Annotated in this window: 23 protein-coding genes; 8 read left to right on the plus strand and 15 right to left on the minus strand. The window is 73.5% G+C overall.

Features of this window, described 5'->3' with window-relative positions; translation table 11 throughout:
• Positions 1 to 6 precede the first annotated feature (6 nt).
• From AB0H75_RS15475 to AB0H75_RS15490, 4 genes are all read right to left on the minus strand, one after another.
• A complete protein-coding gene (locus tag AB0H75_RS15475; RefSeq protein WP_367796383.1) occupies positions 7 to 666 on the minus strand; it encodes a response regulator in 660 nt (219 codons plus the stop codon).
• Complete coding sequence (locus AB0H75_RS15480) at positions 663 to 1,817, minus strand: sensor histidine kinase (protein ID WP_367796385.1); 1,155 nt, start codon at positions 1,815 to 1,817, stop codon at positions 663 to 665. Before AB0H75_RS15480 ends, AB0H75_RS15475 begins: the two co-directional genes overlap by 4 nt.
• Positions 1,814 to 2,659: a lysostaphin resistance A-like protein gene (locus AB0H75_RS15485; protein WP_367796387.1), complete on the minus strand. Its 846-nt coding sequence runs from the start codon at positions 2,657 to 2,659 to the stop codon at positions 1,814 to 1,816. The genes AB0H75_RS15480 and AB0H75_RS15485 overlap by 4 nt, the downstream gene beginning before the upstream one ends.
• Before the next feature lie 138 nt (positions 2,660 to 2,797).
• Positions 2,798 to 4,231 (minus strand): hypothetical protein, encoded by a 1,434-nt coding sequence (locus tag AB0H75_RS15490; RefSeq protein WP_367796389.1) that lies wholly within the window; start codon positions 4,229 to 4,231, stop codon positions 2,798 to 2,800.
• Between the two features lie 185 nt (positions 4,232 to 4,416).
• Between AB0H75_RS15490 and AB0H75_RS15495 the strand changes: the two genes are divergently transcribed.
• Positions 4,417 to 6,414 carry an adenylyl cyclase gene (locus tag AB0H75_RS15495; protein ID WP_367796391.1) on the plus strand — a complete coding sequence of 666 codons (1,998 nt, stop codon included), beginning with the start codon at positions 4,417 to 4,419 and terminating at the stop codon, positions 6,412 to 6,414.
• Between the two features lie 54 nt (positions 6,415 to 6,468).
• Here the strand turns inward: AB0H75_RS15495 and AB0H75_RS15500 are convergent, their stop codons facing one another.
• The 5 genes from AB0H75_RS15500 to AB0H75_RS15520 form a co-directional block, all read right to left on the minus strand.
• A complete protein-coding gene (locus AB0H75_RS15500) occupies positions 6,469 to 7,371 on the minus strand; it encodes a sugar phosphate isomerase/epimerase family protein (protein WP_367796393.1) in 903 nt (300 codons plus the stop codon).
• Between the two features lie 8 nt (positions 7,372 to 7,379).
• On the minus strand, positions 7,380 to 9,470 hold the full coding sequence (locus tag AB0H75_RS15505; RefSeq protein WP_367796394.1) for a PQQ-dependent sugar dehydrogenase: 2,091 nt from the start codon (positions 9,468 to 9,470) through the stop codon (positions 7,380 to 7,382).
• Between the two features lie 142 nt (positions 9,471 to 9,612).
• Complete coding sequence (locus AB0H75_RS15510) at positions 9,613 to 10,152, minus strand: DinB family protein (RefSeq protein WP_367796396.1); 540 nt, start codon at positions 10,150 to 10,152, stop codon at positions 9,613 to 9,615.
• A gap of 75 nt (positions 10,153 to 10,227) precedes the next feature.
• Positions 10,228 to 10,602: an STAS domain-containing protein gene (locus AB0H75_RS15515; protein ID WP_367796398.1), complete on the minus strand. Its 375-nt coding sequence runs from the start codon at positions 10,600 to 10,602 to the stop codon at positions 10,228 to 10,230.
• 336 nt (positions 10,603 to 10,938) lie between these two features.
• Positions 10,939 to 11,739 carry a lytic polysaccharide monooxygenase gene (locus AB0H75_RS15520; RefSeq protein WP_367796400.1) on the minus strand — a complete coding sequence of 267 codons (801 nt, stop codon included), beginning with the start codon at positions 11,737 to 11,739 and terminating at the stop codon, positions 10,939 to 10,941.
• 170 nt (positions 11,740 to 11,909) lie between these two features.
• On the opposite strand from AB0H75_RS15520, the gene AB0H75_RS15525 reads away from it, so the two are divergent.
• Positions 11,910 to 12,677, plus strand: coding sequence for a sensor histidine kinase (locus AB0H75_RS15525; RefSeq protein ID WP_367796402.1), 768 nt, complete (start codon positions 11,910 to 11,912; stop codon positions 12,675 to 12,677).
• Here AB0H75_RS15525 and AB0H75_RS15530 read toward each other — a convergent pair.
• Together AB0H75_RS15530 and AB0H75_RS15535 are read right to left on the minus strand one after the other, a co-directional pair.
• Complete coding sequence (locus AB0H75_RS15530; RefSeq protein WP_367796404.1) at positions 12,640 to 13,506, minus strand: STAS domain-containing protein; 867 nt, start codon at positions 13,504 to 13,506, stop codon at positions 12,640 to 12,642. The genes AB0H75_RS15525 and AB0H75_RS15530 overlap by 38 nt on opposite strands.
• Positions 13,496 to 14,365 (minus strand): MEDS domain-containing protein, encoded by an 870-nt coding sequence (locus tag AB0H75_RS15535; protein ID WP_367796406.1) that lies wholly within the window; start codon positions 14,363 to 14,365, stop codon positions 13,496 to 13,498. Before AB0H75_RS15535 ends, AB0H75_RS15530 begins: the two co-directional genes overlap by 11 nt.
• Before the next feature lie 121 nt (positions 14,366 to 14,486).
• Between AB0H75_RS15535 and AB0H75_RS15540 the strand changes: the two genes are divergently transcribed.
• The gene (locus AB0H75_RS15540; RefSeq protein WP_367796408.1) at positions 14,487 to 14,720 is read left to right on the plus strand and encodes a hypothetical protein; all 234 of its coding nucleotides are present in this window, start codon (positions 14,487 to 14,489) and stop codon (positions 14,718 to 14,720) included.
• A gap of 27 nt (positions 14,721 to 14,747) precedes the next feature.
• Here AB0H75_RS15540 and AB0H75_RS15545 read toward each other — a convergent pair whose 3' ends face one another.
• Positions 14,748 to 15,956, minus strand: a complete 1,209-nt coding sequence (locus AB0H75_RS15545) for a site-2 protease family protein (RefSeq protein ID WP_367796410.1) — start codon at positions 15,954 to 15,956, stop codon at positions 14,748 to 14,750.
• A 188-nt stretch (positions 15,957 to 16,144) separates the two neighbouring features.
• On the opposite strand from AB0H75_RS15545, the gene AB0H75_RS15550 reads away from it, so the two are divergent.
• A complete protein-coding gene (locus AB0H75_RS15550; protein WP_367796412.1) occupies positions 16,145 to 16,885 on the plus strand; it encodes an alpha/beta fold hydrolase in 741 nt (246 codons plus the stop codon).
• 9 nt (positions 16,886 to 16,894) lie between these two features.
• Here AB0H75_RS15550 and AB0H75_RS15555 read toward each other — a convergent pair whose 3' ends face one another.
• From AB0H75_RS15555 to AB0H75_RS15565, 3 genes are read right to left on the minus strand one after another with little or no spacing between them, the layout of a single operon-like run.
• A complete protein-coding gene (locus AB0H75_RS15555) occupies positions 16,895 to 17,407 on the minus strand; it encodes an N-acetyltransferase family protein (protein ID WP_367796414.1) in 513 nt (170 codons plus the stop codon).
• Between the two features lie 36 nt (positions 17,408 to 17,443).
• Complete coding sequence (locus AB0H75_RS15560; protein WP_367796416.1) at positions 17,444 to 17,878, minus strand: protein-tyrosine phosphatase family protein; 435 nt, start codon at positions 17,876 to 17,878, stop codon at positions 17,444 to 17,446.
• Positions 17,875 to 18,447, minus strand: coding sequence for a CGNR zinc finger domain-containing protein (locus AB0H75_RS15565; RefSeq protein WP_367796418.1), 573 nt, complete (start codon positions 18,445 to 18,447; stop codon positions 17,875 to 17,877). Before AB0H75_RS15565 ends, AB0H75_RS15560 begins: the two co-directional genes overlap by 4 nt.
• Positions 18,448 to 18,521: 74 nt before the next feature.
• Between AB0H75_RS15565 and AB0H75_RS15570 the strand changes: the two genes are divergently transcribed.
• The 4 genes from AB0H75_RS15570 to AB0H75_RS15585 all read left to right on the plus strand — a co-directional run bounded on the left by AB0H75_RS15570 (position 18,522) and on the right by AB0H75_RS15585 (position 21,627).
• The gene (locus AB0H75_RS15570; protein WP_367797129.1) at positions 18,522 to 19,103 is read left to right on the plus strand and encodes a helix-turn-helix domain-containing protein; all 582 of its coding nucleotides are present in this window, start codon (positions 18,522 to 18,524) and stop codon (positions 19,101 to 19,103) included.
• A 179-nt stretch (positions 19,104 to 19,282) separates the two neighbouring features.
• Entirely contained in the window at positions 19,283 to 19,666 is a 384-nt protein-coding gene (locus tag AB0H75_RS15575) for an STAS domain-containing protein (RefSeq protein WP_367796419.1), read from the plus strand.
• Between the two features lie 78 nt (positions 19,667 to 19,744).
• Positions 19,745 to 20,482, plus strand: a complete 738-nt coding sequence (locus tag AB0H75_RS15580) for an NUDIX domain-containing protein (protein ID WP_367796421.1) — start codon at positions 19,745 to 19,747, stop codon at positions 20,480 to 20,482.
• Positions 20,479 to 21,627, plus strand: coding sequence for a purine phosphorylase (locus AB0H75_RS15585; RefSeq protein ID WP_367796423.1), 1,149 nt, complete (start codon positions 20,479 to 20,481; stop codon positions 21,625 to 21,627). Before AB0H75_RS15580 ends, AB0H75_RS15585 begins: the two co-directional genes overlap by 4 nt.
• The last annotated feature ends 149 nt before the right edge of the window (positions 21,628 to 21,776 follow it).

A 21,776-nucleotide genomic window follows, 5' to 3' on the forward strand; every position in this document is an offset into this window, starting at 1 on the left:
CCGGGCTCAGGTCACCAGGCCGTTGCGGTAGGCGTAGACCACCGCCTGCACGCGGTCGCGCAGGTCGAGCTTGGTGAGGATGCGCGAGACGTACGTCTTGACCGTCTCCTGGCTGATCACCAGCGTCGCGGCGATCTCGCTGTTGGACAGGCCGTCCGCGATGAGGCGCAGCACCTCCAGCTCGCGCGGGGTCAGCGCGGTGTCGTCCGGGCGGTCCTCGGTGGGGCGGATGCGCGAGGCGTACCTGCCGACGAGCCGCCGCGTCACCTCGGGCGCCAGCAGCGCGGCCCCGGTCGCCACCGTGCGGATGCCGTGCAGGAGCTGCGCCGGCGGGGCGTCCTTGAGCAGGAAGCCGCTCGCGCCCGCGCGCAGCGCCTCGTAGACGTACTCGTCCAGGTTGAACGTCGTCACCACCAGCACCTTGACCGGGTCCGCCACCCCGGCTCCGGCCAGCAGGCGGGTCGCCCCGATGCCGTCGAGCACCGGCATCCGCACGTCCATCACCACCATGTCCGGGCGCAGCCGGCGGGCCAGCTCGACCGCGGCGCGGCCGTCCCCGCACTCGCCCACCACCTCCAGGTCCGGCTGCGCGTCGATGATGGTCGCGAAGCCGGTGCGGATCAGCGGCTGGTCGTCGCAGACCAGGACCCGGATCGGCGTGCTCACGACGAGCCGCCCGCGGGGACGCGCGCCCGGACGACGAAGCCGCCGTCCGCCCGCCGGCCCGCGTCGAACTCGCCGCCCAGGGCCTCCACCCGCTCGCGCAGCCCGGCCAGGCCCCGCCCGCTTCCGCCCGGGGATCCGGCCCGCGTGCCGGAGCCGTCGGTGCTGACCTCCACGGTGATCTCCTTCTCGCCGTAACGGACCCGGACCGCGGTGGGGCTGCCGTGGGCGTACTTGAGGGCGTTCGTCAGGGATTCCTGGACCACCCTATAGGTCACGAACTCGGCGCTTCCCGCAGATTCGGCCGACCGGCCCTCCTCGACGAGCTCCACCGGCTGCCCGGCCTGCCGGGTCTGCTCCACCAGTGTGCGCAGCTCGCCGGCGGACGGCGTCCTGACGTCGGTGTCGTGGTCGGCCTTGAGCAGGTCGAGCATGTGCCGCAGGTCGCCGATGGCCCGCCGGCCGGTGTCGGTGACGGCGCTCAGCGTCGCGTCCAGCCGGTCGGGCGCGGCGGTCAGGTAGCGGGCCGCCTCGGCCTGCACGACCATCGCCGTCACGTGGTGGGTCACGACGTCGTGCAGCTCGCGGGCGATGCGGGTGCGCTCGGCGGCGCGGGTGGCCTCGGCGACGCGGCGGTGCCGCTCGGCCTCGGCGGCCCGGCTGGAGCGCAGCGAGGCTCCGATGCCCCACGCGAGGACCAGGACCAGGTAGAAGATCACGTAGCCTTCGGGCTGCTCGGGCGCGCCGAGCCGGCCCATCGTGACCGCCAGCGGCACGTACGCCACCGTGAGGACGGCCACGGTGGCACGCCGGTACCGCTCCAGATGGGCGCCCGCGCTGATGAGCGCGATGGGCAGCGCGTTGCACGCGAACACGTGGTAGGAGTGCACCTGGTCGAGGGCGAAGCCGGCCGCCACCAGGGTGAGGCAGGCGACCGGCCACCGCCGGCGCACGGCGAGCGGCAGGGCCAGCAGGGCGATCGCCACGTAGGCCGACTCGTCGTAGGGGCGGGCCGGCAGGTCGCCGACCTGCGTGCCCTTGCCGTACAGCGCCGGCACGAACGACGCGACGGCCATCAGCAGCGCGAACGGGAGGTCCCGGACCGTGACGTCACACTGCCGCCACAGGGCCGGGACCCGGCGGAGGTCGATCACCGGGCCAGCTCGGCGTCCGCGCCGGCCCGCTCGCCGGCCCGCTCGCCGCGCCGCATCGGGACCAGGGTGCCGCGCCGGCGGGCCAGCCGCAGGAACACGAGCGTCAGCAGCAGGCCGAACGCGACCGCGAACAGGCTGCCCTCCGGCCCGAACGTGCCGCCCGTGAGCGCGGCCGGGCCGGAGGTCACGCCGTGCAGCAGCCCCTGCACCGCGCCGTTGCCGGAGACCTCGGTGCCGAAGACGCCGGCCGCGGTGAAGTTCCAGGCGAAGTGCAGGCCGATCGGCAGCCACAGGGTGCGGGTGGCGGCGTAGGCGGCGGCCAGCATGCCGCCGGCCTCGACCGCGATGGCGATCGCGCCCCACAGGCTCGCGTGCATGGTGAACAGGTGCGACAGGCCGAACAGCACGGCGGTCAGCACCAGCGCCACCCGGGTGCCGACGCGTTCCTCGACGATCCTGAACAGGATGCCGCGAAACAGCAGCTCCTCGGTCGCGGCGGCGGCGGCCATGAAGCCGACCAGGCCGAGCGCGCCCGTCACCGAGCCGGTGCCGTCGATCCGGTAGCCGCCCACGAGGGCGATGCTCGCGATGACGGCCGCGAACATCCCCGCCCCGATCAGCACGCCCCGGCCGGTGGCGGCGGCGGCGCCCTCCGCGGCCACCTCCACCGGCGCGCGGCGCTCGGACCAGCGCACCACCCACGCGTACGCGAGCACCGCGAGCCCCGCCGTGGCGAGCCCGAGGAGCAGGGTGAGCAGCGCGTTGCCCTGCACCGCGCCCACGGCCGCCTGGCCGGCGAAGGCGACCGCCGCGACCACCACTAGCTGCTTCAACACCCGCATGACGACTCCCTGGGAAAGGCCCGCGACCTGAGCGCCGCGGCTACGCCATGAACGCTACGGATCCGGCGGCCAGGAATCGTCACCGCGCGGTGGACATCCGTGGGTAGCTCGTACGGGGGACGGCCGTCGGGGGCGAGGTTATTCGACGGCGCCCGCCTGGGCGAGGAGGGTGCGGTACCAGGACGCGTACGGATGGTTCGTCGCCGGGTAGCTGGCCAGAGGGCTGGTGGCGTCGCCGGCCGAGTCGAAGTCCCAGCCGCGGACCAGCCGGCCCGCCCGGCGCGCCTCCGTGATGAACGACGAGCGGTCGGCGGGCGCGGCGTAGAACAGCGCGCCCTGCTGGAGCTCGGCGCTGTCGCCCTGCTGGAACTCGGTGAAGGCGAGCTGCCGGTAGCGGATGCGGTCGCCGGCGTGGCGGTCGGTGTCCAGGCGGAGGGTCTGGGACGGGGTCGGGCCGTCGGCGCCGGTCCAGACGTGGACGCGGGCCGTGCCGCTGGTCGAGGTGGTCTTGTCGTGGCGCGGGTCGGCGGTCCTGGCGTTGCCGGTCCAGGAGACCGTCCTGGCGGCCGGGTCGAGGACGCCGTCCCAGGTCCAGTTCTGGCTGTTGCTCTGGCTGCGGTGGATCTCGCGCAGCCGGGTGCCGGCGGCGTCGGTGAACCTGATCGTCGGCAGGACGCCGTTGTCGTACCGGCGGCTGGCCGACCAGGTGATCTCGCCGTCCGCGGCCAGGCGGCCCACCCGGTACCACAGCGTGGTGGCGCTCTGCGACTGGTGCACCTCCACCAGGTCGCCGGCGTCGTTGAGCGCCACCGCCGGGGTCACGCCGGAGTCGTAGCGGCCGTGGCGCAGCCAGGTCACCCGGCCGTCGGCGGCGTCGTACGTGCCGCTCCAGTACCACAGCTCGCCCGAGCCGGAGTCGTGCACCTCGACGACCTGGCCGCGGGCGTTCATGGCGACGGCCGGGTCGGTGCCGGCGTCGCGCTTGTAGAGGGTGCGGGTCCTGGCGTCGCCGGAGATCAGGGGGAGCACGCGGCCGCGCAGGGCGTCCACCGTGGGCGGGGCGGGGGCGGCGGCGTACTCGTCGGCCGGCAGCAGCCGGGCGCCGAAGGCGGCGGCGAGCTCGTCGTTGAGCGCGGCCAGGTTGCCGGCGGCGTAGGAGGTGTTGTCCGTCAGGTCGTCCTTGATGTCGAGCGCGACGGTGATCGGCGCGGCGGCCGGATGCCGGGCGGACCAGGCGTCGATGGTGCCGAGCCAGTCGCGCAGCAGGTTCGAGGCGGGGTTTCCGGCGTGGTCCACCTGGTCGCCGGGGGCGTCGTGGCCGACGGAGTAGTCGCGCGCGGTGGCGTAGCCGTTGTCGTGGATGTCCAGCTCGACGAAGCGCACGCCCTGGTCGAGCTGGCCGGTGACGGAGCCGCGGGCGCCGCCGTCCAGGTCTCCCGAGTAGCTGTTGTGGGTGGCGCGGAAGAGCGCCGAGGGTAAGGGCACGTCGGCCGCGGCGGTGGCGGCGGCGGGGGCCGGGGCCAGCAGGGCGAGGGCGGTCACGACGGCGGCGGCGGGGCGCTGGTAACGCATCGGCGGTCCTCGGATCGGGGGATCTTCCCGGCCATCCTCGCCGGGCGGGCGATCCGGGCGCCACCGGAACGTGTACTTGTGATCGGGCCGGTTCGCGCGGTACAAACGTCCGACAGCCTGAGAGAGCGCTCTCTCGATCGGCCAGGCGGCGTTCCGCCGCCCGTTGTCGGAAGGACGAACCCCCCATGACCCACCAGCCTTTCAGCGACGCGAGCCCCGGGAGAGGGCGGCCCGGGAGAGGGCGACCCGGGAGAGAGCGGCCCGCCCGGCGGCGGATCGGCCGGGCGCTGGCCCTGGGCGCCCTGCTGGCGACCGCCGTCATAGCCGCCGGACCGGTCAGCGCGGCCACCGGCGCGACCCCCGGCGCCGCGTCGCCGCCCGGCGCCGGCGCGGCGCCCGACCTCGGACCGAACGTCACCGTCTTCGACCCCGGCATGCCGGTCGCCGACATCCAGGCCACCCTCGACGCCGCCCACGCCGCCCGGGTGGACGACGAGATGGGCACCGCCCGCCACGCCTACCTGTTCAAGCCCGGCACGTACGGCACCGCCGAGCACCCCCTCCAGATCAAGGTCGGCTACTACACCGAGATCGCCGGCCTCGGCGCCTCCCCCACCGACGTGGTCATCAACGGCAAGGTCGAGGTCTACAACCGCTGCCTCGCCGACGGCGGCACCGGCAACTGCCTGGCGCTGGTCAACTTCTGGCGCACCCTGTCCAACCTGTCGATCAACATCAACGGCACCGGCCAGGACGGCTGCCGCTCCTCGGCCAACTTCTGGGCCGTCTCCCAGGCGGTCTCGCTGCGCCGGCTCAACGTCAGCGGCGGCACCCTGTCGCTCATGGACTACTGCACCGCCGGCCCTCAGTACGCCAGCGGCGGCTTCATCGCCGACTCCCGGCTGCCGTCCGTCACGAACGGCAGCCAGCAGCAGTGGCTGACCCGCAACAGCGAGGTCGCCGGCTGGTCCAACGGCGTGTGGAACCAGGTCTTCGCGGGCGTCACCGGCGCGCCCGAGGAGAGCGCGTTCCCGAACCCGCCCTACACCACTCTCGGCACCACCCCCGTCAGCCGCGAGAAGCCCTACCTCTACACCGACGCGCGGGGCCGCTACCAGGTCCGCGTGCCCGCCGCCCGGAAGGGCACCCGCGGCGTCTCCTGGGCCGCCGGCATGACGCCGGGCCGCTCGCTGCCGATCGGCGACTTCTTCGTCGCCAGGCCGTCGGACCCGGTGCAGGTCATCAACAGCCAGCTCGCCCGCGGCAAGCACCTGCTGCTGACGCCCGGCGTGTACGACATCGCGCGCAGCATCGAGGTCAAGCGGCCGAACACGGTCGTCCTCGGCCTCGGGCACGCCACGCTCACCGCCGTGCGCGGCTCGATCCCGCTCGACGTGGCCGACGTGCCCGGCGTCGTCGTCGCGGGCGTGACCATCGACGCGGGCACGGACACCTCACCCGTGCTGCTGCGCGTGGGCGGGAAGCACGGCAGGGGACACGGCGGGGAACACGGCGGGGAACACGGCGGGGGACACGGCGACGGCAGGGGACACGGCTCCGCCGACGACCCGACCACGCTGTCCGACGTGTACTTCCGGGTCGGCGGGCCGCACGTCGGCAGGACCGACGTCGCGCTGGAGGTCAACAGCGACCACGTGCTCATCGACCACACCTGGGTGTGGCGTGCCGACCACGGCGTCGAGGGCCTCGACGACACCCAGCGCTGGCGGACCAACCTCGGCCGCAACGGCGCCGTCGTCAACGGCGACCACGTGACCGCGACCGGCCTGTTCGTCGAGCACTTCCAGCAGTACAACACCGTCTGGAACGGCGAGGACGGCACCACGATCCTGTACCAGAACGAGCTGCCGTACGACCCGCCGTCCCAGGCCGACTGGATGAACGGCGCCGTCGAGGGCTGGGCCGGCTACAAGGTCGGCGACCGCGTGCGCACCCACCGCCTGTACGGGGCCGGCGTCTACGTCTTCAACCAGAACGACCCGGCCATCCACACCGAGAACGGCTTCGAGGTGCCGCCGAGCCCGGGCGTGCGGCTGCACCACGTCATGACCGTCAACCTCGGCGCCGGCACGATCGACCACGTCGTCAACGGCGTCGGCGACCCGGCCGACACGACCAGGATCGGCACGCCGGTGTACGTCACCGATTACCCGGCTCCCTAGCGGCCGCCGCCGGGGACCGGCCGGGGCCGACGGGCGGCCCCGGCCGGGTGGCGGTCAGAAGCGCAGCCGCCGCAGGTAGCGGTAGCCGACCTCGGATGTCTGGCGGGGCGTCACGTCCGGGGTGTCGTTCTCGACGATGTACTCCCGGACGCGGTGCCGGTCGAAGACGCGGCGGAAGTCGATGGTGCCGGTGCCGAGGTCGGCCATGTCGCCGTCCAGGTGGCGGTCCTTGACGTGGTACTGCAGGACGGGCTGCCGGGCACGGCGGATGACGTCCACGGCGAAGCGGACCGGGTCGGGGTGGCCGCGCCCGGCGCCGCCGGTGACCACCCAGTAGATGTCGATCTCCAGATGGACCAGGTGCGGGTCCAGCTCGGCGGTGAGGACGTCCCAGGGCGTCCGGCCGCCGCCGAGGTCGGTGGTGAACTCGTGCGCGTGGTTGTGGTAGCCGTAGCGCAGGCCGGCCGAGCGGGCGGCGCGGGCCTCGACGTTCATGCGCTCGGCCCACGCCTTCCACTCGTCCTCGCTGGTGGAGCTGAGGTAGGGCACGTTGATGAAGGACTGGCCGAGCGTGAGGGCGTTCTCGATCTTGGTGTTCAGCGCGGCGTCGTCGGGGCTCAGGCCGTCGTGGCTGGAGCTGGCGCGGATGCCGAGGCCGTCGAGGAACGCGCGCAGTTCCCGCGCCGTGCGGCCGAAGTAGCCGAGGGCCAGCTCGACCTTCGGATAGCCGATCTCGGCCAGGTAGGCGAGGGTGGCGTCGTAGTTCTGGGCGAGGTCGTCGCGGACCGTCCAGAGCTGGATGCTGATCTGGCCGGGAGGGACGCGCTCCCCCCGGCCGGGCCCGCCGCCCGCGGCGGAGGCGGAGGCCGGGGACGCGGCGGCGGCGAGGGCGGCCGTGCCGAGTCCCAGTCCCGCGGCGAGCACGGAACGCCTGCTGGGTCCGTAGCCGTAGCACATGGGTTCTCCTAGGGAGTGGGGTGCAGGACGACCTGGTCGGTGCCGGTGAGCGGGGGCAGCGGGTCGGTGCCGGGGTCGGTGTAGGTGGCGACGAAGACGGCGGTGAGGTCGTCGGTCCCGGGGTCGTGGCCGCTCGGCACCGTGGTCCGGATGGAGCCGGTGCAGCCCCGGGCCGTGGTCTGCGGATGGCCGTGGTCGTCGTGGCCGAGGATGTAGTCGACCGTGACGTCCGCGCAGTCCACCGGCTGGTCGTCGGTGACCCGCACCTCGTACTCGACGACGTCGCCGAAGGCGAACGGGGTGCCCTCGGCGGGCCGCACCAGCTCGACGACCGGGGTGGCGTTGCCGACCACGATCCGCACCGACGTGGCGGCGCTCATGCCGTGCTCGTCGGTGACCCGCAGGGTGGCGGCGTAGCTGCCGTTCTCGCGGTAGGTGTACGACGCCTGGGGGCTGCGGGAGTCCACCCGGCCGTCGGCGTCGAAGTCCCAGGCGTAGCGGAGCCGGTCGCCGTCGGCGTCCGTGGTGCCGGCGCTGGTGAAGGCGACCGTGAGCGGGGCGTGCCCGGCGGTGACCGAGGCCGCGGCGGCCGGGACCGGGGTGTGGTTGCCGGTGTTGCCGATGTAGTCGATGCGCGACAGTTGCGCGTCGGGGTTCTCGCTGAAGTAGCCGTCGCCGTACTCCAGCACGTAGAGCGCGCCGTCCGGGCCGAACTCCAGGTCCATCGGGTTGTCGAAGACGATCGAGGGCAGCACGTCCTCGATCCGGCCGTCGCGGTGGAACGCCTTGACGTAGTCGCGGGTCCACTCGTAGAAGAGCGGGACGCCGTCGTAGTACCTGGGCCAGCCGACGGCGGTGCGGCCCCGGGTGTCGGCCGGGTCGAAGGCGTAGGCCGGCCCCGCCATCGGCCCGATGCCGCCCGTTCCGAGCTGCGGGAACTCCGGCGAGGGCCCGTAGGAGTACCAGACGTCCGGCTGGACGACCGGCGGCAGCCGGCGCAGGCCCGTGTTGCGCGGCGACTCGTTGACCGGCGCGGCGCAGTCGAACGCCGCCCCCGACGTGCCCGTGGCGAAGTCGTAGTCCACGTACGGCAGCCGCGCGGTCGCGCAGTACGGCCAGCCGTAGTTGCCCGCCTTGCGGACGACCGTCCACTTGCCGGTGCCGGCCGGCCCGCGCCGCGGGTCGGCCTGCTGCCGGTCGGGCGAGTAGTCGGCGACGTACAGCTCGCCGCTCCTGCGGTTGATCTCGATGCGGAACGGGTTGCGCAGGCCCATCGCGTAGATCTCGGGCCGGGTGCCCGCCGTGCCGGGCGCGAACAGGTTGCCGCGCGGCACGGTGTACGAGCCGTTCTCCCTGACCCTGATCCGCAGGATCTTGCCGCGCAGGTCGTTGGTGTTGCCCGCGCTGCGCTGGGCGTCGAAGGCGGGGTTGCGGTCGGGGCGCTCGTCGATGGGGGTGAAGCCGTCGGAGGCGAACGGGTTCGTGTCGTCGCCGGTCGACAGGTACAGGTCGCCGGCGGCGTCGAAGACGATGTCGCCGCCGACGTGGCAGCAGATGCCGCGGTCCACCGGCACGTCGAGGATGCGCTGCTCGGTACGCAGGTCGAGGGTGGCTCCGGTGAAGCGGAACCTGGACAGCCGGATCAGGCCCTTGAACGGCGCGAAGTCCGCCGGGGTGCCGGTGGTGGGGGCGTCGCCCTCGTTGACGTCCGGCGTGGCCGGGTCGTCCACGGGCGTGTCGAGCGGCGGGGAGTAGTAGAGGTAGACCCAGTCGTCCTTCCTGGAGCCGGTGCCGAAGCCGGGGCCGAGGGCGATGCTCTGCAGGCCCTCCTCGTCGTGCCGGTAGACGTCGAGCCGGGCGGCCAGGGTGTTGAGCCCTGTCCTCGGGTCGTGCAGCCAGACCTCCCCTTTCCTGGTGGTGTGCAGGACCCGCGAGTCCGGCAGGACGGCGAGGTCCATCGGCTCGCCGGGGTGGTCGTTGAGCGTCACCTTCTGGAAGGCGGAGTCGGGCGGCGGAGCCGTGGCGGCGCCGGAGGCCGGGGCCGCGGGCATGAGGATCGCCGCGGCGGTCAGGGCCGCGAGTGCGGGTCGCGCTCTCATGCCTCTCCCTTCGGAGCTACTCGGGGGGTAATGAGGGCAAATTAACGTGAATGTAACTCGCCTCCGCCGTAAGAGGAGGGCCTAATTACGGCGGGACCCCAGCCTTTCGCGTCTTTTCGGGATAAGTCGGTGGAGGACGGCGTCACTCGCCGGTGAGGCCGTCCACGGACTCGCGCAGGAGGTCGGCGTGGCCGTTGTGCCGGGCGTACTCCTCGATCATGTGGCATACGATCCAGCGCAGCGACGGCACCGTGCCGTCACGCCAGCCCAGCCGCGCCGTGCGGTCCAGGCCGCCGTCGGCCAGGGCCTTCGCGGTCAGCTCGCGCGAGCGGGCCACGCTGTCCTGCCACATGGCGAGCAACTGCTCGGGGGAGTCGCCGGCGGCCGAGTGCCAGTCCCAGTCGGCGTCGGCCGTCCAGTCCACCGTGTCCCACGGGGGCTGCCGGTCGTGGCCGTGCAGGCAGCGGGAGAACCAGTGGTCCTCGACGTAGGACAGGTGCTTGAGCATCCCGCCGAGGGTCATCGTCGAGACGCCGACCGTGGCCCGCAGGCCGATCTCGTCCAGGCCCGAGCACTTCCAGGCGAAGGTGGCGCGCTGATAGTCGAGGAAGCCGAGGAGGGTGGCGGTCTCGTCGGCGGCGATGGGGGGCTCCGGGCGGCCCTGTTCGTCGATCACGGTCATGGGGCGCGATTGTAGGACATCCGGCCGGGCCGCCCGCGGAGCGGCGATCATCTGCCGGGCGGCGGCACCACAGCTTCACTGGGGCTCTTGGAGCGGGGAGACCTGCTCGCCCAGCACCGCCGCGACGGCCGCCGCCGCGGTGGGATGGATGTCGAGGGTGGACCACACCCCGGTGATCTGCAGCACGCGCGCGGGCACGTCGCGCACGGCGGCGAGGTGCAGGGCGCCGCCCTGCTCGCGGGCGGCGGTGTGCAGGCGCAGGAGCGCGTGCAGGCCGCTGCTGTCCATGAACGTCACCCCGCCGAGGTCGAGCACCAGCGGCTGGCCGGGCCGCCAGGCGCGCTGGACCGAGGACTCCAGCCAGTGAACGTTGGTGGAGTCGATCTCGCCGGCCACGGTGACCAGCACGCCGGCGGGCAGGTAACGGATGTCCAGGCTCAGAGGGGACATGGCGGCCTCGATGCGGCGGTCAAAGGGGCGGCGGTCAACAGGGCGGGGGCGGCTGGGCGAGGATGGCTGCGGTCATGAGATCCCCCGGGTGGGCTCGGCCGGGTGGCGGCGACGACGACGCGATGCCGTCGCGCAAACACTAACGGCAGAAGCCGAATACCGGAAGGAGAGTTCACCATAGGATCTTTGGGCAACGTGCTCCGCCTGCCCTGCCGAGCCGGGGCCGGCCGGGTCCCGGCCGAGGTCACGCGGGATCCGGCCCGGCCGAGGGCGCGCGGGATCCGGAGGTGCGGGCGCGCGGGATCCGGAGGTGCGGGCGCGCGGGATCGCCGCCGGTCAGGTCCTTCGCCGGCGGTGCCGCCGGCCGGCCAGGACGCCGACGGCCGTCGCCGTGCCCGCGCCGGTGGCCAGCACGGCCGCGACACCGAGCTGCCACGGCGGGCCGGCCGGCGCGGCGGCGGCATGGGCGGGCGGCTGGAGTGCGGGGGCGTTGCCGGCCCGCGTGGCGGCGGCGGCCGTGAAGACGACGTCCGAGCAGGAGTAATAGGTGTCGGGCGTGTCGGAGTTCTGCCAGATCGTGTAGATCAGGTGGCGGCCGGTCCTGCCGGAGGGGAGGCGGCCCTTGAAGACGTACGAGCCGTCGACGAGCTTCGGGTCCCTGACCGTGAGGAACGGCTCGCGCTCCAGGGCGGACCAGCGCAGCGGCCGGGCCGGGTCGTAGCCGGGCCTGGTGACGTACAGGCGGAAGGTGCCCCTGTGCGGGATCGTGCCGCGGTACCTGAAGGTGAAGCGGGCGCCCGCCCGCACCCTGGTGGCGGGCCAGTCCTTCCTGGCGAGGTCGAGCCCGCGGAAGCCGGGCAGGCCGCCGCTGCACAGCTTGCCGTCCGGGATGACCTGGCGGTCCCGGCCGCCGACGTTCGCCACCCTGAGGTCGTCCCAGCCGCCGGGCAGCGCCGAGCCCTTGACCGCGGCGGCGGCCCGGCAGGCGGCGGACGCGCCCGTCGCGCCGCAGGCGGCGGCCCGGCTGACCGGGCTCTCCAGCGCGCCGTGCGCGCCCGCCGGGCCGGTGGCCAGGGCCACGCCCGTGACCGTCGCGAGCAGCGACCCGGCGGCCGCGCTGATGATCCGGTGCCGCAACGTCCCGACCTCCCTGCCGTTCTTTCCCCGAGGTACGGCGAGCGGCCGGGCCGGGTTCAGCCGAGCCGGCGGCGTCAAGGCGTGCGTGTACCCCGAATCATTCCGGAGGAGGACCCGGAGTGCGGCGCTGGGCTGATGACCGCCCTCCCGCGGATCCCTAGGCTGCGCTCATGCCCGAAACTTCCCCTGACCCCCGTGCGCAGTGGCCGGAGGCGATCGACCGGCTGCCGGACACCCGCGAGGCGGCGGCCAGGGAACGCGCCCGCATCGCCCGCGAGCTGCACGACCTCATCGCCCACAGCGTCAGCGTGATGGTGCTCCAGGCCGGCGGCGTGCGGATGACGCTCCCCCACGACCTGCGCCAGGAGCGCGAGGCGCTGTCCCTGATCGAGCAGACCGGGCGCGGCGCGGTGGAGGAGCTGAACCGCATGCTGAGCCTGCTGCGGGCCGCGCCCGACGGCGACGAGACGACCCCGCAGCCCACGCTGGAGCTGCTGGCCGACCTGGTCGCGCAGCTACGCACGGCCGGCCTGGACGTCGCGCTCCAGGTCGAGGGCACGCCCCGGCCGCTGCCCGCGGGCCTCGGCCTGTCGGCCTACCGCATCGCGCAGGAGGCGCTGACGAACGCGCTCAAGCACGCCGGCCCGACCGAGGCCCTGGTGAAGGTCACCCACGGCGACGCCGAGCTGAGCCTGGAGATCACCGACGCGGGGCCGCGCGACGGGCGGCCCCGGCCGCGGGCGCTGCCGGGCGGCGACGGGCTCACGGGTATCAGGGAGCGGGTGGCGCTGTTCCGCGGCGCTCTCGACGCGGGGCCCCACGGGGGCGGCGGGTACCGGGTACACGCCGTGCTGCCCCTGCCGCCGTCCGCGCCGGCCGTCCCCGGCGGGGGCCTCACCGTCAGGGACGGCGGGACGATCCGGGCTCGTCGTAGCTGAACGGCAGCGGGGACAGGGAGTCGAGGCGGCGGCGGAAGTCGCCGGAGAGCCCGGCCAGCACCAGCGTGGCGCCGGGGGCGGCGGCGACGCGCTCCCGCACCGACAGCAGCGCGGCGATCCCGGTGGAGTCCCAGAACGTCATGCCGCTCAGGTCCAGGACGAGCCGGCCCGGCGGCCCGGCCGCCAGCAGGGCCCGGACGGCGGCGACGAGCCGGCCGGCGGTCGAGGTGTCGAGGTCGCCGACCAGGCGCACCGTCACCGTGCCGCCCCTTTGGGAGCCGCCGTGGAGGCCGTCCACGCCGTCCACGCCGTCCACGCCGTCCACGCCGCCGTCCTGGTCTCCCTGGTCGCCCTGGCCGTCCTGGAAGAGGCGGAAGGAGGGGCGGGAGGGGGCGGGCACGACGAAGCCGAGGGTGGCCAGCGTGCCGTCCGGGCCACGGGTCACGACGTACTGGTCGCCGAGGGAGCGGGCGATCCACAGGCCGTGGCCGTACTCGTGCGGCCACTCCGGGACCTCCTGCCGCTCCGTGGTGGTGCGGGGATCGGCGACCTCGCACCGCAGCAGGCTCCCGGTGGCCAGCATCCGCACCCGCCCGGCGCCCGAGCCGTGCAGGACGACGTTGGTGGCCAGCTCGTGGACGGCCAGCACCAGGTCGGCGGTCCGCCCCTCGGGCAGCCCCGCCTGGGCGGCGTGCGCCTCCACGGTCGTCCGCAGGACGTACAGGGAGTCGCGGTCGAAGAGCTGATCCACCACGGTCTTCGGGCCGTCCTGGTCCGCCGCGCCGCCGGAGGCCGGCGGGCAGTCGTACGGCGGCCGGTCACCCGTCATGAGCGGTCTCCAGGCGCACCCCGGGCCCGGTGCCGGCGCCGAGCAGGCGGAACCGCGCGCCGATCGCGGAGCCACAGCGCAGGACCGCCGTCCGGGGCGGTGGCAGGCTGCGGGCAGCGTCGATGATCATGCGGGCGCAGTACAGGTCGACGAACGACAGCTCCGTCATGTTGACGGTGATGTCGCCGTCCACCCGGATCGCCTCGGCGAGCGCCAGCCCGAGCGCCCCTTCGGCGGCCCGGTCGAGCTGCCCGGCCAGCCGGATGCCGGAGGGCGCGTACTGGCGGCAGATGCGCAGCAGCGGGTCGTGGTGGTAGGTGGCGGCGGCCACCGAGCGCGTGTGGTAGCCGGAGACCGAGGCCAGGGTGACCGGGTCGAAGCGCTCGCGGTCGTACTGGCACAACACCGCCGTGCTGACGCCGCCCAGCGCCGAGGCGATCTCCTCCTCGAACGCCGGGAGCTGCTCGATCCCGGTGACCGGCCGCAGCGCCCAGCTCATGTCGAGCGCCACCCGCAGCCCCGGGTAGCCCTCGCGGTCGGTGACGTCCATCTGGCCGCGCAGCCAGGTCATGGCGTGCTCCACGGCGAACGACTGCCCGTCCAGCAGGCCGTCCTGGCAGGCCAGGACCATCATCATGCCCGTGACGGTGGCCGCCCGCGCGACGACGCCCCGCCGCCGCAGCTCGGCCAGCCGCCGCTCGGGCTCCTCGGCCAGCCACACCACCCGCTGCCCGGCGGCCAGCCCGTCGCGGACGAACGCCGCCGTCAGGTCGAGCAGCTCCTCGGGCTCGCCGTACGTCAGGCACGCGTGATCGTTGATGGTCAGATCCGTGATCTGCGTCTCAGCACTGACCGTCACCCGCGCCCACCTTCTCGTTCCCGGGCCACGCCCCTTGCCTCTTGGCTCGATTATGGACAGTCCTGGCGCGCCACGGGCGGTGTTCCGGGCATCAGCCCGCGGCGGGCGGGCAGGCTCGCCCTTGACCGTCACCACCAGGAGCGACCAGGAGGAAGAGATGGGCAACCCGGCACAGAACGGGAACCACGTGGAGCGCGGGGACAGCGAGGAGCGCTCCGGCTCGCCGCTGACCGAGGCCGAGGAGGAGACGTCGCGGCGCCCGGCGGGGCAGCCCGCGCCGGACGATGACGACGACGACCAGGACACGCAGGAGTTCCTCCGCAGCGAGAACCTGAACCCCGACGACTTCGAGTGACGGGCGGCGGCGCCGCCGGGCGGGAGGTCAGATCCCGCTGCGATGGCGCTGCCGCTCCTCGTGCTCGCGCGGCGGCGGGACCGCGAGGTCCGCGCCGCGCGGGTGCGGATAGGGGTCGCTCCCGTGCAGGCCGGCGGTCTGGATCACCCGGCTGATGTCGCTCGGCGTGAGCAGCCCGATCAGCCGGCCGGCCGGGTCGAGCACCACCGCGCGGCCGTCGGCGCAGCCGCTCATGCGCGGCAGCAGGCCGGTCAGCGGCTCGTCGGGCACGGCCCGCGGCACCTCGCCGGGCGGGCAGGCGATGTCGGCGAGCCGGGTGCGCACCCGCTCCTCCGGCGGCACCTGCCGGAGGCGGTTGAGCGTCACCAGCCCGAGGAAGCTCCCGTCGGGGCCCACCAGCGGGTACGTGGACAGCCGCCGGCTCATCACCAGCCGGTCGATGAGCTCGGCCACGCTCTCGTCCGGCGAGGCGGCGACGGGGCGCCCCGACATGACGTCCCCGACCCGGACCCCGTGCAGCGCGGCGCCGAGCTGGGCCTGCTGCTCCTCGGCGCTGGCGGCGTTCACCAGGAACAGTCCGATCAGGACGAGCCACAGCCCCTGGAACCCCAGCCCGGTGACGACCTGGAGGAAGCCGAGCGCGATGAGCACGTACCCGAAGACGCGCCCGGCGCGGGCGGCGGTGACGGCGGCCCGTACCCGGTCGCCCCAGCGGGACCAGAGCGCGGCCCGCAGCACCCGGCCGCCGTCCAGCGGCGCGGCCGGGATCAGGTTGAACACGGCGAGGAGCAGGTTGACCGCGGCCAGGTAGGCGAACATCCCGGCCACCAGCGGCGCGGCGCCGCTCAGCAGCGCCAGCGCGCCGGACACCACCGCGCAGGCCAGGCTGGTCAGCGGGCCCACGAGCGCGATCCGCAGGTCCGCGCCCGGCGTGCGGGGCTCGCTGCGCAGCTCGGCAACCCCGCCGAGCAGCCAGAGCGTGATGCGCGGCACCTCGATGCCGTTGCGCCGGGCCACGAGGGCGTGCGCCAGCTCGTGGGCGAGCAGCGAGGCCAGGAAGAGGACGGCGGTGGCCAGCCCGGCGAGCACGTACGCTCCCACCGAGTAGCCGGGGAAGGCGAGCGGGAACTGCCCGAAGGACAGCCCGGCCACCAGGATCACCACGATGACCAGCACGCTGAGGTTGACGCCGACCTCGACCCCGCCGATGCGGCCCAACCGGAACGACGAACGCATGAGCCTGCTCCTTCGCTCGATGAGGTCCGGCTACCCGCCTGGCGGCGGGAAAACATCCTGAACTGGGATGATCGTCCGTTTTGCGAGTCGGCCCCGGGGTACGGCGTGGTCCCCATGAGAGCTGACAAGATCGGCCCGGCCCCCACGTCCACGGAGGAGCCCGCGGCCCGCGCGCGGCGCGCCCGCCGTTGAGGGGGTGGCAGGGGCACGAGCTGACGCGCGCGGCCGGCGTCCGCTTCCACGCGGCGCTGCTCGGGGACGCGGCGGCGCCGGAGGTGGTGTGCGTGCACGGCCTGGGCTGCTCCCACCGGTACTTCCTGCCGCTGGCCCGGCGGCTGGCGCCCGGCCTGCGGGTGGTCGCGCCCGACCTGCCGGGCTTCGGCCGCACCCCGGCCGGCCACGAGGTCCTGGACGTGCGGGGCCTGTCGCTGGCGCTGGCGGCGTGGCTGCGCGCGACGGGCCGCGCCGGCGTCCCGCTGGTGGCGAACTCGGTGGGCTGCCAGGTGGTGGTGGACCTGGCGGCGCACTCCCCCGACCTGCTCGGCCCGGTCGTGCTGAACGGCCCCACCATGGATCCCACGGCCCCGACGATGGCCCGCCAGGCGCTGCGCTGGCTCGCCGCCGGCCGCCGCGAGCGCCCGTCCCTGCCGCTGGTGCTGCTGCGCGACTACCTGGACTGCGGGCCGCGCCGCCTGCTGCGCACGTTACGCGCCGCGCTCGACGACCCGGTCGGGAGCAAGCTGGGCCTGGTCACCACGCCCGCGGTCGTGGTGCGCGGGTCCCATGACAGCGTCGTCTCCCGTGGCTGGGCCGCGGAGGTCGCCCGCCGCCTGCCCCGGGGACGCCTGGTGGAGGTGCCGGGCGCGGCCCACACCCTCAACTACAGCGCGCCGGCCGAGCTGGCCCGCATCGTCAGGGCCATACTGTGACCCGCCCGGTCAGGGGGTCAGCGGGCGCTCCATGAGCGTGGTGTCCACCCAGCGGCCGAGCTTGAAGCCGACCTCGGTCAGCCGGCCCGCCTCGGTGAAGCCGTGGCGGCGGTGCAGGGCGATCGAGCGCTCGTCGCCGGCGTCGGCGATGACGGCGATCATCCGGCGCAGGCCGGCCGCCGTCGCCCCCGCCACCAGCGCGCTCAGCAGCCTGCCGCCGAGGCCCCTGCCGACGTGGCCCGGGGCCAGGTAGATCGTGTCCTCCACGGTGTGGCGGTAGGCGGGCTTGGGACGCCAGGGGCCGGCGTAGGCGTAGCCGGCGACCTCGCCGCCGAGGTCGGCGACGAGGAAGGGCAGGCCGCGGGCGGTCAGCTCACCCAGCTTGCCGTGCCAGTCGGCCACCGAGGGCGGGTGCTCCTCGAAGGTGATCACGGTGTGGGCGACGTAGTGGGCGTTGATCGCGGCCACGGCCTCCAGGTCGGCGGAGGTGGCCAGGCGGATGACGGCTTCGGTGGGCGGCACGGGAATCGTCCTTCTCTATAGCGAAACCTGCCGCCATCATAGAGGAAAGCGAGCGATCCAGCGGCGCTGACAGGGCGTCTCCACCGCGCGGGGATGGTGGTGCTCGCGGGTCCACGCGACGGCGGCGGCCGGATCGAGGCCCGACAGCACGGCCAGGCAGGCGATCACCGTCCCGGTGCGGCCGACGCCGCCCCCGCAGGCCACCTCGACCGCCTGGCCCGCCCGCGCCCGCTCGTGCAGCTCCCCGATGCGGCGCACCGCCAGGCCGCGGTCGCGGGGCAGCAGGAAGTCGGGCCACTCGACCCACTCGTGCGGCCAGGCCAGCCCCGCGTCGTGGCGGCGGCGGAGCCGTCCCGAGCCCAGGTAGAGCCCGAAGTCCGGCGCCGGGCCGGGCGGCAGGGGGCGGCGCAGCCCGCGGCCCCTGACCCGGGCGCCGTCCGGCAGCCGGATCGCCCCCTCCAGCGCCGTCACCGGGTCACGCTCCGGCGGCGGGCGCGGTGGACGGCGACGTTGACCCGGTTGCCGCACCGCTCGGGCGTGCAGTACGCCCGCCGTCCGGCCCGGCTGGTGTCCACGAACACGCCCCGGCACCCGGGGGCCGCGCACGGGCGGAAGCGGCCGTGGCCGAGCGTGCGTACCGCGCCGAGCAGGCCGATGCCGGCGACGGCGGCCAGCTCGGCGGCCAGGGGCGCGCCGGGGGCGGTGGGCACGTACCACTGCCAGGCCCCGTCGCCGTCGCGCCGCAGCACCGGGGCCCGGCCCGCGCGCCCGGCCAGCACCATCGCCCCGGCCACCGCCTGCTCCTCGGTCTCGGTCTCCACGACGCCGCGCACCTCGCGGCGCAGCAGGTGCACCTCCCACAGGGCCGCCTCGTCCGGCGGCGGCGCGTCGAGGACGAGGCCGTGCCCGGCCAGGAACTCCGCCAGCGCGGCCGGCGTCGGCAGCCCCTCACCGGCCGCGCCGCGCACCGTCGGCGAGGTGTTGATCAGGTCGCTCGCCATCGCCGCCCCCGCCGCGTAACCGGCGATCGGGATGTCCACGTGCCCTCCTCCGCTTCGGTAACCGCTATAGGAGGACTATAACCCTTACACCCGTTCGGTACGATGAGTCCTTGGTGAACCTCGAAGCCCTGGGCAGGCACATTCAGGAGCTCCGCCACGACCGGGCCATGACGTTGCAGCAGCTCGCCGACGCCGCCGACGTGAGCGTCAGCATGCTGTCCTCGGTCGAGCGCGGCCACAAGGCGCCCACGATCGTCGTGCTGGCCCGCATCGCCGAGGGCCTGGGCGTGCCGGTGTCCGAGCTGGTCGCCGAGCCCGAGGACCGCCGGGTAGTGGTGCGCAGGGCCGCCGAGCAGGAGCACATCGACGAGCCCGGCGGCTGGCGCCGGACGGTCCTCACGCCGGTGGTGCCGGGCGTCAACTTCGAGTGGATCCGCACCACCCTCCCGCCGGGCTGCGACGCCGGGCCCTTCCCCGCCTACGCGGCCGGCTCCCACGAGTACGTCGCCGTCGAGTCGGGAACGCTCCGGCTCACCCTCGGCGAGCGCGTCCTCGACCTGGACGCCGGCGACTCGGTCTACTTCGCCGCCGACGTCGAGCACTCCTACGCCAATCCCGGCCGGGTGCCGTGCGCCTACCACGTGGCCGCGCTCATCATGCGGCCCCGGCGGGCCGGCCGCCAGGGACGGCCTTGACACGCGTCCGCACCGGGATGCCACCGTCCCGGTAAGAATCTCACCACGGCATCTTCTACCGGGGGCGGCACCCGGATATCGTGCGATGAAGGCATAGCACGTCCGTGTCCGTCTTCCCCGCTGTTCGTCGTGCCGCAGCTTCGTCGTTGGCCGTTCTCCAATCCGATCGGTGGACATCAATGCCGGGTCTGACGTTCGCCATCCAGAGGCTGCCCGGGATGTGCGTGATCTCCGTCGCGGGCGAGCTCGACACCGTCACCGCCCGCGAGCTCGACCGTTACGTCCAGCGCCACCGCGGCACGCCGGGCGAGCACGTGGTCATCGACCTCAGCGAGGTCACCTTCCTCGCCAGCGCGGGGCTGCGGGTGCTGCTCAACACCCACGCCTTCGCCCGCCAGCACGGCGGCACACTGCACCTGGCCGCCCCGCACCCCAAGATCACGGGCATCCTGCGGCTCACCCGGGCCGGCGACGTCCTGCACCTGCACGACACCGTGGAACAGGCCGTGATCGCCGCCCTCCCCCGGCCCGGCGCCCAGGACGGCACCCTCAGCCAGGCCTGATCGGGGGCGCTCGGCGTTTCACCCGATCCGGCGCCGTCAGCACTTCCTGTCGATCTGACAAAAAGCTACAGTGTCCGCATGCACGATGACCGATGGACTCCTCCCAGGATCATGCTCGCGGTCGATCTGGTGATCCTGACCCTCAGAGACGCCCGCCTTCACGTCCTGCTCATCGAGCGCGGAGTCGCGCCCTACCAGGGCACACTCGCCCTTCCTGGAGGGTTCCTCCGTGACGAGGAGGAGGACATCGAGGCGGCCGCACGCCGCGAGCTGTCCGAGGAGGCCGGACTGGTCGATGTGCATCTGGAGACACTGGGCGTGTACGGCAGGCCGGGGCGCGACCCCCGGGGACGCGTGGTGTCCGTCGCTCACCTGGCGATCGCGCCGTCCCTGCCTGAGCCCATCGCCGGGACGGACGCGGCCGGCGCTTGCTGGATGCCCGTGCAAGAGGTCCTGTCCACCGAGGCCGAGCTGGCGTTCGACCACCAACACATCGTCCGTGACGGCGTCGAGCGGGCGCGCGGCAAACTCGAGTACACAGCGCTCGCCACCGCATTCTGCGACGAGACCTTTACCATCTCGGACCTTCAGCAGGTGTACGAGGCGGTGTGGGGCGTGCAACTCGACCCTCGGAACTTCTATCGGAAGGTGCAGAACGCGCATGGTTTCATTACGCCAGCCGGCCCTATGCGCCGCGCCGAGAAGGGCCGGCCGGCCCGCCTGTTCAAAGCCGGGCCGGTCAGAGTGCTGAATCCCCCCATGGTTCGGTCGGCTCAGGCCACCCTGCCCCACTCCGCGAAAGCGAGCCGCTCATGAAGGGACCGCTCATCGTCTTCCTGACCGCGCTGGACCTGGAGTATCAGGCCGTCCGCCAGCACTTGACGGACATTCGGGTGCACCGGCACGCCGCCGGCACACGGTTCGAGGTCGGCCAGCTAGCCGGTGGCGGCGAATGCCGGGCGGCTATGGCGCTGGTGGGCAAGGGCAATCAACCCGCTGCCGTACTCACGGAGCGGGCGATCGCGGAGTTCGCTCCGTCCGCGCTGCTGTTTGTGGGGGTGGCCGGAGCCTTGTGGCCGGACATCGGTCTGGGGGACGTAGTGGTGGCCACTCATGTGTACGCCTATCACGGTGGCACCAGCGAGGATGACGGCTTCAAGGCACGGCCACGTGTCTGGGAGTCCTCGCACGAGCCGGACCAGGCAGCGCGTCACCTCTACCGAAGCGGGGATTGGACCCGCTGCCTGCCTCGGGGAGCCGCCGTGCCGGAGGTCCGCTTCGGGCCGATCGCGGCGGGCGAGGTCGTGCAGAACTCCAGGATCTCCACGCATGCCCGATGGATTCGGCGGACATACAACGACGCGCTGGCGATCGAGATGGAGGCGGCCGGCGTGGCGCAGGCCACTCATCTGAACAGATCACTGCCGATGGCCGTAATACGTGGCATCAGCGACCGGGCCGACGGCACCAAGATCACCAGCGATGGCGACGGCTGGCAGATGAGGGCGGCAGCGAATGCGGCTGCCTTCGCTGCTGCCTTGGCTCAGGAACTGGCTCCGGAGCTGGTCCGGGAGACACCCCATCGACGACGCACCGAACAGGCCGAGGACTTCTGCAACACGGCCCGCGACCGCGCCCAAGTAGACGTGCAGATCGGGCAGCTTCACGGCAATTTCTCGATCGCGCCACCGGCCGGGGCCGCCGCCGATCCGGCGGCCCAGCTCACAGAACTTCGGGACAGGCTTACAAGCGCGTTGGAAGCGCACCAGGTGGACGAGTTGACCTTCGCCACAGCGGAGGAGGAAATCACCCTCGCCGCACAGTCCCTGGCGAGAGCCACGAAATCCGACAGGGACGTCGCGGTGATCTCTCTCATGAGGCTACGTGGCCTCCTGGCAGAGGTGCCCGATCTGGAGCGGCGTACGTCATCGATCATCACAGGACTACGAGGCGGCCTGTAGCGGGTCGCGGAACCACTGATGGGCCGCCTGCACATCATCCACCCATCCGATGCCCGGAATCTAACCATTCACAGAGAATGAGAAAAATAGGCCACTTATCCGCTTTCAGATAATAGATTCATAACAGATTACTGGTAGCCCTTTCAGCC

Origin of the sequence: Nonomuraea sp. NPDC050783, from assembly GCF_040802095.1 — a bacterium.
Lineage (GTDB): Bacteria > Actinomycetota > Actinomycetes > Streptosporangiales > Streptosporangiaceae > Nonomuraea.

Coding starts and splice junctions, on each gene's coding strand:
- AB0H75_RS15530 (WP_367796404.1), bottom strand. CDS start 13,506: ATGACGGGTGACCGGCCGCCGTACGACTGCCCGCCGGCCTCCGGCGGC.
- AB0H75_RS15575 (WP_367796419.1), top strand. CDS start 19,283: ATGCCGGGTCTGACGTTCGCCATCCAGAGGCTGCCCGGGATGTGCGTG.
- AB0H75_RS15510 (WP_367796396.1), bottom strand. CDS start 10,152: ATGACCGTGATCGACGAACAGGGCCGCCCGGAGCCCCCCATCGCCGCC.
- AB0H75_RS15580 (WP_367796421.1), top strand. CDS start 19,745: ATGCACGATGACCGATGGACTCCTCCCAGGATCATGCTCGCGGTCGAT.
- AB0H75_RS15515 (WP_367796398.1), bottom strand. CDS start 10,602: ATGTCCCCTCTGAGCCTGGACATCCGTTACCTGCCCGCCGGCGTGCTG.
- AB0H75_RS15485 (WP_367796387.1), bottom strand. CDS start 2,659: ATGCGGGTGTTGAAGCAGCTAGTGGTGGTCGCGGCGGTCGCCTTCGCC.
- AB0H75_RS15585 (WP_367796423.1), top strand. CDS start 20,479: ATGAAGGGACCGCTCATCGTCTTCCTGACCGCGCTGGACCTGGAGTAT.
- AB0H75_RS15525 (WP_367796402.1), top strand. CDS start 11,910: ATGCCCGAAACTTCCCCTGACCCCCGTGCGCAGTGGCCGGAGGCGATC.
- AB0H75_RS15500 (WP_367796393.1), bottom strand. CDS start 7,371: ATGTGCTACGGCTACGGACCCAGCAGGCGTTCCGTGCTCGCCGCGGGA.
- AB0H75_RS15505 (WP_367796394.1), bottom strand. CDS start 9,470: ATGAGAGCGCGACCCGCACTCGCGGCCCTGACCGCCGCGGCGATCCTC.
- AB0H75_RS15495 (WP_367796391.1), top strand. CDS start 4,417: ATGACCCACCAGCCTTTCAGCGACGCGAGCCCCGGGAGAGGGCGGCCC.
- AB0H75_RS15545 (WP_367796410.1), bottom strand. CDS start 15,956: ATGCGTTCGTCGTTCCGGTTGGGCCGCATCGGCGGGGTCGAGGTCGGC.
- AB0H75_RS15490 (WP_367796389.1), bottom strand. CDS start 4,231: ATGCGTTACCAGCGCCCCGCCGCCGCCGTCGTGACCGCCCTCGCCCTG.